The following is a 12,354-nucleotide window of genomic DNA, read 5'->3' as shown; positions in this document are numbered from 1 at the left end:
GTAAGATACGCCGCCTTGCAGTCACAGTATGGTCATTTCTTAACTCATGCGTATCGGAAACCACCAGCTCAGAAATCGCCTGATCGCAGCACCTATGGCAGGTATTACCGACCGGCCCTTCAGGACGCTGTGCTATGAGATGGGAGCAGGATTAACCGTTTCTGAGATGATGTCGTCTAACCCGCAGGTTTGGGAAAGCGATAAATCCCGTCTTCGGATGGTGCACATTGACGAACCAGGTATCCGCACCGTGCAAATTGCCGGGAGCGTGCCTGAAGAGATGGCAGACGCCGCGCGTATTAACGTGGAAAGTGGTGCCCAGATTATTGATATCAATATGGGGTGCCCGGCCAAAAAGGTGAATCGCAAGCTTGCAGGTTCAGCCCTTCTGCAATACCCCGACCAGGTGAAGTCCATCCTGACGGCGGTTGTCAGCGCAGTGGACGTTCCTGTTACGTTGAAGATTCGCACGGGTTGGTCGCCGGATCACCGTAACTGTGTAGAGATTGCCCAACTGGCCGAAGATTGTGGCATTCAGGCCCTGACCATACATGGACGCACCCGCGCCTGTTTGTTCAACGGCGAAGCTGAATACGACAGCATTCGGGCAGTTAAGCAGAAAGTTTCCATTCCGATTATCGCGAATGGCGACATTACTGACCCGCTTAAAGCCAGAGCTGTGCTCGACTATACGGGAGCTGATGCTCTGATGATAGGACGTGCGGCTCAGGGAAGACCCTGGATCTTTCGGGAAATCCAGCATTATCTGGACACTGGGGAGCTGCTTGCCCCGCTGCCGCTGGCAGAGGTTAAGCGCTTGCTTTGTTCGCACGTTCGGGAATTGCATGACTTTTATGGTCAGACAAAAGGGTACCGAATTGCGCGTAAACACGTCTCCTGGTATCTCCAGGAGCACGCTCCAAATGACCAGTTTCGGCGCACATTCAACGCCATAGAGGATGCCAGCGATCAGCTGGAGGCGTTGGAGGCATACTTCGAAAATCTTGCGTAATGAAATAAAGAGCTGACAGAACTATGTTCGAACAACGCGTAAATTCTGACGTACTGACCGTTTCCACCGTTAACTCTCAGGATCAAGTAACTCAAAAGCCCCTGCGTGACTCGGTTAAACAGGCACTGAAGAACTATTTTGCTCAACTGAATGGTCAGGACGTTAACGACCTGTATGAGCTGGTACTGGCTGAAGTTGAACAGCCCCTGTTGGACATGGTGATGCAATACACCCGCGGTAACCAGACCCGTGCTGCCCTGATGATGGGCATCAACCGTGGTACGCTGCGTAAGAAACTGAAAAAGTACGGCATGAACTAATTTCGATTAGCTAAATGCTTGTTTAAAAAGGCGCTATCCGGCATGGGGACGCGCCTTTTTTATTAAAATGACTGCACCACTGACTGCACAATGCCATGAACGAAGCTGAACATAGGACGTATGTAAGGCCATAAAAAAAGGCCACATAAGCAGCCCTTTGAGAAAGTATGGAATCAAAGCCCAAGACTTTTTCTGAGTAATTCTCCGACTATCGGCCACATCACCGGTTGTACGGATTCCCAAACAGGGCCGCATACTTTAGCCATCAGAGATTTAGCCTCTTTCCCATCACCGTCTTTTGCCGCCGCAACAGCTGCAGCGAGATCAGCACATTGAGATTTGTTAACTATCTGTCCTTGCTCCTCCAGGATGGAAATGAGCTTGGATACGATTTCTGAATCGCTATTCTCAGCAATAGTCATGTTCTGGTTAACATGCTCACCATTCGCAAGTTGAAGATGACCAAAATGCCCACCTGAAATATGCACATGATTTACTACGCGATTGACCCGCTGGGGTCGGTTCGGAGCCTTTCTGGCAGCTTTGTAGCCCTCTTCTGTTAAGAATACGAACTCTCTGGCACTGAACATTCCTACAATGAAGATGTTGTTTCCAGGAGGGTTTTCATATGGCTTCATCGGCCCGGTATTAATGAGTTTTTGCTTCTCAAGGTCAGAAAAGGCAACATCAAAATCTACTTGGGTTATATCATCAATATTGCAAACAGCGGTTGCCACAGACAAGATTTGCGGCCCTTCATAACGACTTTTCAAATCCTGAGCTGTTAACCCCCTATCAGTAAAATCTGCCAGCAGGGTTCCGAGGATTTGCTTTGCTGCTTCGTCTAATTGACCAGCCATTTTCCATTCCTATGAGGTTATCCAGCCTTTATGTGTGGTTAATTGTGCCAAATTCAATCCCCTTAATGCAGATATTACTGTTGGTCTTCGACGTAAATTCCGGCAGAAATAATCGCACCACCTATACGGCGCTTACCGTAAAGCAGCGGTACCGGGTAGCCTTGGGTAGCGGTGTTCGTTACTCCCCCAAACGCATAAGAGGCTCGGTTATCGGCATCCTGTTTGCTGGACAGGCCTGTAGGTTGAGGCGACAACATTTGTGCTACCCCGCCGACCATCATCGCTGCACCGATTTTCATTGTTACAGATCCCCACACACCACCCCCTAAAGCCTGTCCAAAAGGAGTAAAAGCTCCAATAGCCCCGACAACAACAAGCGCCGCGCCGAGAATGGTTTGGAGTACACCAGCTCGTTTGCTACCGATAATGACGGGTACAATCCGAACGACCTTGCCACCATTCGGAAAATCGAGGTCATCCTCAGCAATATTTTTCTTATCAACGAAGATAGCAAACGTCAGCCCGCGGGATTTGCTTGTGGTCATATACTGCTGAAAACCTGGCAACGTAGCAGACAGAGCGTTGAACACCTCACGCGTTGAGCTTATTAAACGTTGATGCTCCCTGCCAAACAGGCCGATCAGCGGGCCGCTCAGCTTGATGGTTGTCATTACTTCACTGCTTTGCATGATGTTTCCCCTCACTGCAATAGATCGCCATTAAAGCCGTTTTCAAATCGTAGATTTTTTTCTTACAGCTGCTGCCCGGTAAAGATTCAATATCTTTCAGGCGCCTGGATATGGTCTGGCGATGAATGCCGGTGACTGCAGCGAGCTCACTGATTGTCAGCTTTATCTGCCGCATCGCTCCCCCTTATGATGATGAACAGAAAACATACAATTCATCATCTTTTCATTTTTTGTTAAAACTCATCATAATAAAATCAGAGAGTTAGCAGATGATGATGATGACCATAGAATCCAAAAACTAGCCGTTTTCCGCGTGCCCGCCGCCTCGTGGCAGGTCGCCCCACCGGGAGGACCCAACCGATCCGGGCGGCGATGGGCGGCTTTCGCCGCCTCTGCGCCTTACGGCTTGCCAGTCGATTTGACCAGACCGCGATAGTCCAGCGGCGCGACGCCAGCATCGATACGGACCTTCCATGCGATGCCGTCGACCGTGAAGCCCTCCTGCTGTTCAAGGTACGGTGAATCCATCCCGTCGAGATATGCAACCTCAACCGTGTCCATGCCCTGGGCAGCGGTTACATACCACTCTTTGGCGTTGTGCTTATCAAGCCGTGGCTCAACGATGACCTGCGCCATGTCTTTCACCACGTTCGCAATCCCCGCGTTCTGGTTATACATAGGCACTGTCTGCCCATTGACGTCCTGCGTACCAATCTGGAGTAAAGAGGACATGGACAGCAAAGCTCTGTTAGCTGCCCCCTCGAGTGCTGCTGGCACAATGAGGAATGATGGCGTGACGTTCACCGGATCGCCATTGGCATCCTCCTGCAAGCGCATAGCTTTGCGCGCGGCATCAAGGCCTTCAGTGCTCATGTCCAGTGCGATCATGTTCTTGTGATCAGCGTGGAACAGTGCCTTACCGTCAGTGAATGCCTGGTTGGTGGTCAACACCAGATAGACCAGCTCGCCAACCGTACGGGATGCAGCGCGCCCCATAGCGGTCGGGATGGTGCTCAGCTGAGTGAGGTCATCGTTGATGATTGCCTGGCGGGTGATGGAGAAGATCTCACCATAAGTGGCCAGCGCGATAGGTACGCCTTTATCACTTGTGGTGATGTATTTATATTCAGCGCCTTCACGTACCTGACGCAGCTTAGAGAATCCATTCAGGCCAACGCGCTTCGCTTCATGAAAGTTGCTGAGCGAGCCCGCTTTGGTCCATTGCTGGAAGGTCTCGCCGCTGTTCTGCCAGCCTGCCAGCACTGACTTTTCAGCGCCACCAGCGAGGATATGTGAAAAGTCACTGCTGCTGTGCGTAAACGCCAGGTTCACAATCTGCGACCGGTTGCCAAAACTGCTGATGCCAATACCACGATCCACCAGCGAGGCCTGCGCCATTTCAAACAGGCTCATCATTGCGTATGGGTTGCCCCGCTCTGCACGCTCATGGCCCAGACGCGCATACAGGCCCTGACGAATGCCATCGCCAGTAATATTGCCGTTCCCTGCATGGATGTGAGCCTTATTGGACGGCGTGAAATCACGCCCCATCTGTGCCAGTAGCAGGTCTTTAGCCTTTTCCGTGGTACAACCAGCATCCTCGAGACACTGCATCTTCAGCGCGTCGTGCTTACCACCGAACGTTGCGAACAGATCCTTAATGCCGTTAATACGGTCCTGTTCTGGTGCGGCGCCGGTCATGGACGCTTTCGGACTGGTGATCATTCCTTTCAGTGATTCAGGCATATGTTCAAATTCCTCAATTCGTTTGGATTCGATGCAGGCCATGGCACGCACCGATTCAGTAACCTGGTCTGCAAAACCATGCTCTACGCACTCAGCGCCGGTAAGCCAGGTTTCGTCTTCCAGCATTGCGGCCACGGCCTCTGGAGTTTTCCCGGTTTTCTCGACGTATGCCGGGATCAGCACGCTCTCTACTTTGTCCAGGAGGTCTGCGTAATCACGCATTGCATTAGCGTCGCCACTCGATGCGCCCCACGGCTTGTGGATCATCATCATCGCATTCGCCGGCATGATTACCGGATTGCCGACCATCGCAATGACGGAAGCCATTGAAGCGGCCAGGCCGTCAACATAAGCGGTGATCGGAATGCCCAGGCCTTTAAGGGCGTTGTAGATGGCGATGCCGTCAAATACGTCACCACCCGGGGAGTTGATGTGCAGGTTGATACTGGAGGCATCTGAAATGGCTTTCAGGTCACTCACGAATTTCTTCGCAGTAATGCCCCAGTAGCCGATCTCGTCGTAAATGTGGATGTCAGCCGCGCCACCAGCTGCTGATGCTTTGATGCTGTACCAGTTCTTCATTCTTCACCTGCCACGGCAGCAAACCCGTTCTCATCAAGCCAGGCGTTTACGGCATGACGCACCAGCTTTGATACGTCGGGCACTGGTTTACCGGGATGAGTATTCAGGTGATCGATACGGTATTGTTTGAGGCGTAAAACAGTCTGCGCATCCAAGTGAACTGATCCGCCTTTTAGTTCACCCAGGTTTAAATCGTTAATGTTACTCATGGTGTCCTCTACTGGATAAGTAAACAGGATATGATGATTGATCACCAAAAGTGGTAAGTAAACGTATTTTTATCAGAAAAATAGATTTATGAGATTTAGATAACATTGCCTGCTATTGATGGCTACAGAGCAAAGCCAGACAGGACGGGCGTCATAGAGGATTTTGACCCATTTTGTATACAGCAAGTACAGAGAGGGGGTTACAACGCAGAACCTGATGTGGCGGGCCCTTGCAGTTGGCACTGTTAAGTGCGTCAGGTGTGATTGCTTTATTGGTCCTGAAAATCGGCGCTTTTTTATCGCGTATATATACAGAACATACGTGGTTCACGTGGTTCACGTGGTTCAATTTGTAAAGATTATTGTTTTGTAAGGGTTTTCTTCAAAATCCTGAACCACGTAACTACCGATTTGAACCACGTAAGCCATTTTTTACGTGGTTCACCCCAATCTGATTTTTATCTCGTGGTTCAAATAACCTGTTTCGTGGTTCAAATTGCCCTTTTCGTGGTTCACTCGTGGTTCAGTTTTTCCCTATAAAATCCATATTAAACAAAGACATGATATTTATACTTACCTACTGAACCACGTGAACCACGTAAAAAACACCTCACATATGTAAGTCGTCTTTACTCTCCGTCCGTTCCCTCTGGCGCAAACTGAAGGACATAAACGTTAATTTGCCGCCCGTCAATGCGGGGAGACTTCTGCTGGAAGCGTTGACCGTCAGCTGAACCGGAAAGCACACCTGCAGCAGCCAGCACCCTGGCGAACTGCCTGGCATTAAAACCCTGGGCGATCTCCTTCTCAAAGGTTGCCGGGAAGGTATAGAACACCAGCGGCGCATCATCATGGCTGCTCTTGCGCTTGCGATATCCGGCAAGGTTACTCACTGGCAGACTGGCCGGATCGTAAGGCAGAGGGGCAAAGCGGCTCAGGCCATACGCATTCAGGAATGCTTCGCACTGCTCGACGATTTGCTGATGCTCCTTATTACCGGTGCCAAACTCTTTCACCCAGGCATTGAAGCTGTGCTGAATGGCGTCACGGCTCGCCAGCTCACCCCACCCGGTCAGATGCCCGGACAGCAATAAAGCCGCCTCAAGAATGGCGAAACGCTCCGCCACCCGGTGTACCTGCTCACCATAATCGGCCGGGATAAGTCCACGCCAGCGTGCCTGTGCCTCCCGCACGGCATCTTTGGCCTCCTGCTGGTGGCCTGCAAGCCAGCGCACCCATTCCCGTCCGGTAGCGCCGTGGTTTTCGATCCATGCACTTTTAAGCGCATCGGCGTGTGCTTTACCGTTCTCCAGACCACAGAACGATGTCGCCTTCTCCATCGGAACATTCAGCAGGCGCACCAGCTGGCCCGCCTTCACTTTCAGCCCACCAGCGGAAAGAAAGGTTTCAATGTCCATTTCCCCGGTACTGATCGCCACTGTGCGCCAGCGCTTAAGCTCCCGGTTGCCACCCTCTTTTGCTCCCTGCAGCTTACCCGCGCCGTTAAACAGGGTATACGCGGACGTGGCCACATCCTTGGCGCTGCTGCCCTGGCCGACCTCATCCAGTGGTAACAGACAGTCGTTATGGGCTTCCGCTTCATTGGCAATGCCCAGCGCAGTACCGTACCAGGTGAGGCGCAATGCATCCGGTTCGCCCCAGATACTGCTGGCAATATTCGCCGTTGTCGTCTTCCCGGCGCTGGACTGTTCAAACAGGTGAACCCCGAACCCCTCAGCGCCCACCAGCCCGATTAGCGGCGCCGCCATCGACGCAGCCACACCCAGCATCATCGACGGGTTACCGGTCACCAGACGCGCCACGCAATTGCGCCAGCTCTCAGCCGTTCCTGCAACCGCGTAACCTCCCGCGGCGGCGCTGCGACCGTTGAACAGAATCGGGGTTTCTGGTTCCCCGATAACTTCACCATCCGGCATGATGTACGCCCCATAGTGCCAGCCCGATGTGTGACTGATCCGCCACTCCTGCCCGGCCCCGCTCTGCTGCAGCCAGTCGGCCAGAATTGCGCGAAACGTGCTTTTGGTTGTCACCTGAACCCCGCCTGATTTCAGTACCCGCCACCCTTCGCGCTCTCCCACGTCTGCGCACGGGATAGCCCGGGTCACCGTCCCGTTGCTTGATACCCAGCGTAAAACGAGATAACGCTCCGCGCCGTCACTGCCGGATCCAACAACCTCGAGCGCTGAACACAGCCACGTTTCATGGTTGATGATTTCTCCGCTATCTTTATCCACCTTCGGTGTTATCCAGTAGATCCCGTCATGCCGGCTTTCCACACGCGGTTTCAGTTCATCTGCCGGATTCTCAAAACTCCAGTCAGCAACGGGTAACTTCACGACCACACTTTCCCCGCGTTCTGCCTCCTCCTTGAGCCCAGCCAGACGTGGTGACCAGTCCTCCAGCAGTTCAAGCGACTCTGAATAAAAGCGGGCTTCCCGTACATCTGCCAGCGCCAGTCGGGTGGCTATTGCTGTCGCCTGAGTTTCGCTTAGTGTTCCGGCGCGGTAAACGCGGACGAAGCGGCGCCCTGCATCGATGAATTTGACATTATTCAGGTCCACCAGCTGCTTCGGCCCAAGAGTGATCGGGGGAACGTCGTCCCCTGCCGGGTTGCCCCGATGCCAGTTGTTGGCGTGGATCCACGCGTCAGCACCGGCAAAGATAATCGCTTCAGTGAATTTGTCTTTTGGCAGACATTTCAGATTTGGCGCGTTCTTCATTTTTCCGCTCTCTTAGCTGCGATAATCGCGCGCAGGTTTTTAATTTTTCCGGCCGTATCGGTAGCCCGGCACCACTCACTGAATGTCTGTTTAACCGCGGGCTTGAACTCCTTTTCAAAGCGCAGTACAGAAGAAACGCACTCCCCCGTGTAGCCATCTCGAATGAACGTAATCCGGCTGTCAGTAACCTTTTGCACCGTGACGTGCTCGCCGCGATTGTCCGTGTAAATATCGCCGGGCAGGATCGCAGGCAGAGTCTGGCCCGCAGCAGTTAAGCCGCTATTTTTCTTTTTCATGATATTAACCCTTCTGGACTGGTGCTACGCGATATCCGGCGCGTTCAAGCAGTTGATTGAACAAAGTCGGCGTACCGATAATTTCATCGGCCATAAGCGGTGTATCGCACTTAACTACGCCGTTTTCGATATAAAGCAGGACACGACCCGAGAACCCAGGGGCGACGTGGAGACCGACATTCAGAACCGGTGCCTGATTAAGCATGACGCACCTCCAGATTCTTCATTTTCTCCAGCGCCTCACACGCCTTAAGAGTCAGGCCGCGAATACCGCACATTGCCGCAACAAGATCGCCTCGCTCCATATCGAACGCCGATATCTCGAGTGCCATTTGCAGACTGGAGGCCTGAAGGAGAACGCTATGTGCATCCATGTAGGCCGGGAGATCATCAACTTTCAGTGTTGAGTTAGCCATGACGCACCTCCAGCCCAGAAATGTTTAATCCATATGTACCGTTGGCATATTGATAGAGTGAGCACTCAGAACGGATCTTCGCAGCGAAAACGAGATTCCAGCCGGGGAACGCGCCGCGGGCCTTTTCTTCCGTGTCCGCATTAAAACGGACAACTACCGGACAAGCGTCCGCATGACGCACGGGGGTTGCCAGGAACAACCATGTAAATTTGGGGTGAGTTTGGGTATGCTGTTGATCAGCCATAACTGTTACCTCGTATAACGGTTTGGTTAGACGCCTCGGTAGTGTTCCCGCACTCCGGGGCGTTGCTTTTTGGTATGCACCTGTCATACACTTGACTACCACTACAAGGTAATCAGGTGTCAACCAAATGTCAACCATCGAGATTAAAAGCAAAGGTAATAAGCAGATCGCATTGCGTGTAGAACCTGGTCTGGAAGAAGGAATAAAGCAGGCATTGGCCCAAGACGGCGATGCTTCTGTATCTGCTTGGATAAAACGCATCATCCGTAAAGAGCTGCAGCAACGTGGTATTGAACCCAAGAGCTGAATTAGAGTTGCTTTGTTCTGGCTTTGACCACCAGCCGAAGCCCTGGTATGCTGATTTTGTTTCGAATGATCCCACTGGCGGCCCTGCAAGGCCGCCTTTGTTTTATGTGCCATACCTACCTCACGCTGCTTTTGTGCAGTTCTGCTGCCAAGCAGTGATTTCCGACAAAAGCCAGCCAACAGCGCGGCCACCCAATTTCCGACGGGTAGGAAATGTACCGTCTTTCTCCATCATGTAACGGGTAGTTCGGCAGAGGCCTGTGATCTGACGACACTCAGGCTCACGGATAGTACGTTCAGTAGGTTGGTGATTTAAGTTCATTGATAATTGCCCTCGTTCATTTCGGTTCAAGGGCATTCTAGATAGGACGGTTTTTCTTAAAACTATCTAAAGTAACTTTTTAAATTATCAGTAAATCGCTCATGTATTCGTTTCTTTAGAGATTTCCCATCTAATTTTTTCTAAAGAGTTTTTGTTCAGTACTTTCCCGATAAACGGTTTGACGGTTTGTGCGATTTTGAAACTATCCATATTTCCGTCGCCAAGGGGGAACAGGGCAACAGCCAAAACACCATGATTTATCTTTTTTGCACTCATCGACGCCCATAATTCTAAGTCAATCATTGGTATTATTTTATATTCTATAATTTTTCTCTTGGTGATATCCCATGAACCTATCGAAGGTTTTTTCAGTTCAACGCCAAGCTCACTCCGCCACTTATCTAGTAATTTAGCGAAATTAGTAATCAAAACCTCATCGTTTTGATATAGATCCACAGCAATCCACATTTCACCTTCTTTTTTCAACTCAGATATATGTGAGACACTTTCCCATAAATAATTGTCATATCCCTCTTCATCTCTTTCAAGCCACTCCAGTTGTACTTCTGATGACTCAATAACCTTTGTTCCCACCCATTCACCATGCAAAGAGTCTGTGCGTCTAATATTATCAACTGAAATTCTTCTTATCGGCTCAATACCCTGTGCGGATGAACCATAGAAAGATGAACGACTTTCATCATTTGATTGGTCAAACCGCACTATCTCTAACGGCTTCTCAAGTAGATCATTAACCTTTCGTCTATTCTTCATTAAGAGAAACATGAGGCTGATTATCCCATCTGTATCACTTAATAATTCCGGATGAGTGCCTTTACAATAACCTATGGATTCATCTACTTCGCGCTTCAGCGTTAGTCTCTTCTCTAATTGATAGAGAAGCTCTTCATCAGTTAACGTCTCCAAGGCGTCATATTTTTCTAATTTGAATCCATCAGGGAGATTTTTTTTGCTATTAACTCTGATGTTCTTTAAATCAAAATCTGAAATCTCATTAACTTTCGGAATGGTTATTCCATGCTTTTGTTTTAACTCTTCAAAATCTATATCTGTTTGCAATAATGATTTTACTAACGTTTCCACTACTTTTTTAAAGTCAATATTCATTTTGCCACCGTCATCAAAATAACATTTTCATGGTTCTCGCTGAGGAGTTCTAATCGCTCCATCCATTTATTCAGCGCGTCTAACTTTTCCGGCAAATACTGGCTACGGTTGTAAACGGCCATTACTCCACCGAGCGTGTGGCCCAGCAGCTGCTCCACAACATGCGGAGCGATCCCCATGTTGTTAAGCGTCGTAGAAAATGTCCGGCGCAGATCATGAAGCGTCCACTTCTCATGCCCCATGCGCTTGTGAATAGTTCGCCCCCACTGGCTAACAGCTTCAGGTTTCTTCAGCTCTCCCAGTAACAGGCCCGTATCCTTATTTCGTGCGACCAGACTTTTGACGAATGGGCGCACAGCTACGGGAATTGGCCGTAGTATCTTTTCTCCGCCCTTGCTGTGCTCTTTCGGTACCGTCCAGATCCAGTCCTGTAAATCCCACTCACCGGGTTTAGATAATCTCAGTTCCTGAGTACGGCAACCGAATGCCACCAGCAAATGCAGCAATGCGGCATAGTACGGCTTAAATTTCATCCCGGTACTTTCCCGCCAGATATCCGTCAGCTCCTGACGGGTGTGCTCCCTGTCGCGCTTGTTCTGTTTGCGGCCAACATCGTCGATGGTCAGATCGTCCAGAACGTTACTTACTGCATAGCGGTGCACGCGGCAGAACTTCAGAGCCTGCTTACACATCTGCAGCAGGTAGCCGGCGGCCACCGGCGCTTCATTCCTCACCCGGGCGAAACACTCCAGCCAGTGCCTGGTTTCGCACATCGATAGCGGGTAATCACCTATGTAAGGAAAGATATGCTTATTCAGCTGCTCGATGTGTTTGTGGGCATTCGCGCGCTTATGGGTGGCGTACTCCCTGATCCAGTAATCCAGGGCTTCTTTAACCGTTACCGGCTTTAGCGTTTCCTGGGTAGTCACGCTCAACTGGTGTTTTGGGTTTTTACCTTCAGCCAACCATGACCGGCACTGTTCGCGTTTCTCGCGCGCAGCTTTGAGAGAAAGGTCGGGGTAGTTCCCCAGTTTGATGCGTTGCGATGTGGATTCCCGACCGCCGATCCGGAAGGTGAAATACCAGGTCAGGATCCCCACCCGGGACACCTTCACGCTGAGTCCATCGCCGTCAGCATAAAAGCTGTCTCCGGGGCTTTCCCGACCCAGCATTTTACGCAGCGAAGCGTCGCTTAATTTGTTCGTTCCACCAGCCATGAAAACCTCAGTTCATATCATTCGGCGCGCCAAACTGACTGCACCACTGACTGCACATTGCAATGTTACTCTATGAACAGCAATGAACAAAGGCAAACGACAAACACTTATTTATTGTTTTATATCATGTGGATAGCCGAACAATGCCAATCATAGCCGAACGGCAATAAACGTAGGTTTTGAAAATACGGCATGAACTAATTTCGATTAGCTAAATGCTTGTATAAAAAGGCGCGAACCGGCATGGGGAAGCGCCTTTTTTTATG

16 protein-coding genes are annotated in these 12,354 nt (G+C 50.6%); 3 read left to right on the top strand and 13 right to left on the bottom strand.

What is annotated here, in order from left to right; all coding sequences use genetic code 11:
- Positions 1-46 precede the first annotated feature (46 nt).
- A complete protein-coding gene (dusB, locus tag LRS40_RS09300) occupies positions 47-1,012 on the top strand; it encodes a tRNA dihydrouridine synthase DusB (protein WP_231313580.1) in 966 nt (321 codons plus the stop codon).
- Between the two features lie 23 nt (positions 1,013-1,035).
- Complete coding sequence (fis, locus tag LRS40_RS09295) at positions 1,036-1,332, top strand: DNA-binding transcriptional regulator Fis (RefSeq protein ID WP_000462905.1); 297 nt, start codon at positions 1,036-1,038, stop codon at positions 1,330-1,332.
- Positions 1,333-1,505: 173 nt separating this feature from the next.
- Here the strand turns inward: fis and LRS40_RS09290 are convergent, their stop codons facing one another.
- The 10 genes from LRS40_RS09290 to LRS40_RS09245 form a co-directional block, all read right to left on the bottom strand.
- The gene (locus tag LRS40_RS09290; protein WP_231313579.1) at positions 1,506-2,192 is read right to left on the bottom strand and encodes a hypothetical protein; all 687 of its coding nucleotides are present in this window, start codon (positions 2,190-2,192) and stop codon (positions 1,506-1,508) included.
- A gap of 74 nt (positions 2,193-2,266) precedes the next feature.
- Positions 2,267-2,881 carry a tail assembly protein gene (locus LRS40_RS09285; protein ID WP_231313578.1) on the bottom strand — a complete coding sequence of 205 codons (615 nt, stop codon included), beginning with the start codon at positions 2,879-2,881 and terminating at the stop codon, positions 2,267-2,269.
- Positions 2,868-3,056 carry a DUF1441 family protein gene (locus tag LRS40_RS09280; RefSeq protein ID WP_231313577.1) on the bottom strand — a complete coding sequence of 63 codons (189 nt, stop codon included), beginning with the start codon at positions 3,054-3,056 and terminating at the stop codon, positions 2,868-2,870. The genes LRS40_RS09285 and LRS40_RS09280 overlap by 14 nt, the downstream gene beginning before the upstream one ends.
- A gap of 224 nt (positions 3,057-3,280) precedes the next feature.
- Entirely contained in the window at positions 3,281-5,209 is a 1,929-nt protein-coding gene (locus LRS40_RS09275; protein WP_231313576.1) for a ClpP-like prohead protease/major capsid protein fusion protein, read from the bottom strand.
- A complete protein-coding gene (locus tag LRS40_RS09270) occupies positions 5,206-5,418 on the bottom strand; it encodes a hypothetical protein (RefSeq protein WP_231313575.1) in 213 nt (70 codons plus the stop codon). Before LRS40_RS09270 ends, LRS40_RS09275 begins: the two co-directional genes overlap by 4 nt.
- Before the next feature lie 629 nt (positions 5,419-6,047).
- Positions 6,048-8,159 (bottom strand): DUF927 domain-containing protein, encoded by a 2,112-nt coding sequence (locus LRS40_RS09265; RefSeq protein WP_231313574.1) that lies wholly within the window; start codon positions 8,157-8,159, stop codon positions 6,048-6,050.
- Positions 8,156-8,455 (bottom strand): DUF4222 domain-containing protein, encoded by a 300-nt coding sequence (locus tag LRS40_RS09260; RefSeq protein WP_231313573.1) that lies wholly within the window; start codon positions 8,453-8,455, stop codon positions 8,156-8,158. Before LRS40_RS09260 ends, LRS40_RS09265 begins: the two co-directional genes overlap by 4 nt.
- A 4-nt stretch (positions 8,456-8,459) precedes the next feature.
- Positions 8,460-8,660 (bottom strand): hypothetical protein, encoded by a 201-nt coding sequence (locus LRS40_RS09255; protein ID WP_231313572.1) that lies wholly within the window; start codon positions 8,658-8,660, stop codon positions 8,460-8,462.
- On the bottom strand, positions 8,653-8,871 hold the full coding sequence (locus tag LRS40_RS09250) for a hypothetical protein (RefSeq protein ID WP_231313571.1): 219 nt from the start codon (positions 8,869-8,871) through the stop codon (positions 8,653-8,655). The genes LRS40_RS09255 and LRS40_RS09250 overlap by 8 nt, the downstream gene beginning before the upstream one ends.
- Positions 8,864-9,115: a host cell division inhibitor Icd-like protein gene (locus LRS40_RS09245; protein ID WP_231313570.1), complete on the bottom strand. Its 252-nt coding sequence runs from the start codon at positions 9,113-9,115 to the stop codon at positions 8,864-8,866. The genes LRS40_RS09250 and LRS40_RS09245 overlap by 8 nt, the downstream gene beginning before the upstream one ends.
- 127 nt (positions 9,116-9,242) lie before the next feature.
- Between LRS40_RS09245 and LRS40_RS09240 the strand changes: the two genes are divergently transcribed.
- A complete protein-coding gene (locus LRS40_RS09240) occupies positions 9,243-9,422 on the top strand; it encodes a hypothetical protein (protein WP_231313569.1) in 180 nt (59 codons plus the stop codon).
- 120 nt (positions 9,423-9,542) lie between these two features.
- Here LRS40_RS09240 and LRS40_RS09235 read toward each other — a convergent pair whose 3' ends face one another.
- From LRS40_RS09235 to LRS40_RS09225, 3 genes are all read right to left on the bottom strand, one after another.
- Positions 9,543-9,743, bottom strand: coding sequence for an AlpA family transcriptional regulator (locus LRS40_RS09235; protein WP_231313568.1), 201 nt, complete (start codon positions 9,741-9,743; stop codon positions 9,543-9,545).
- 99 nt (positions 9,744-9,842) lie between these two features.
- Positions 9,843-10,871 carry a DUF6387 family protein gene (locus tag LRS40_RS09230; RefSeq protein WP_231313567.1) on the bottom strand — a complete coding sequence of 343 codons (1,029 nt, stop codon included), beginning with the start codon at positions 10,869-10,871 and terminating at the stop codon, positions 9,843-9,845.
- A complete protein-coding gene (locus LRS40_RS09225) occupies positions 10,868-12,088 on the bottom strand; it encodes a site-specific integrase (protein ID WP_231313566.1) in 1,221 nt (406 codons plus the stop codon). The genes LRS40_RS09230 and LRS40_RS09225 overlap by 4 nt, the downstream gene beginning before the upstream one ends.
- Positions 12,089-12,354: the final 266 nt, after the last annotated feature.

It is taken from the genome of Leclercia sp. G3L, assembly GCF_021117075.1.
Lineage (GTDB): Bacteria > Pseudomonadota > Gammaproteobacteria > Enterobacterales > Enterobacteriaceae > Enterobacter > Enterobacter adecarboxylatus_C.
Note: the sequence above shows the minus strand (reverse complement) of the source record. Positions and strands in the feature narration are given on the sequence as shown.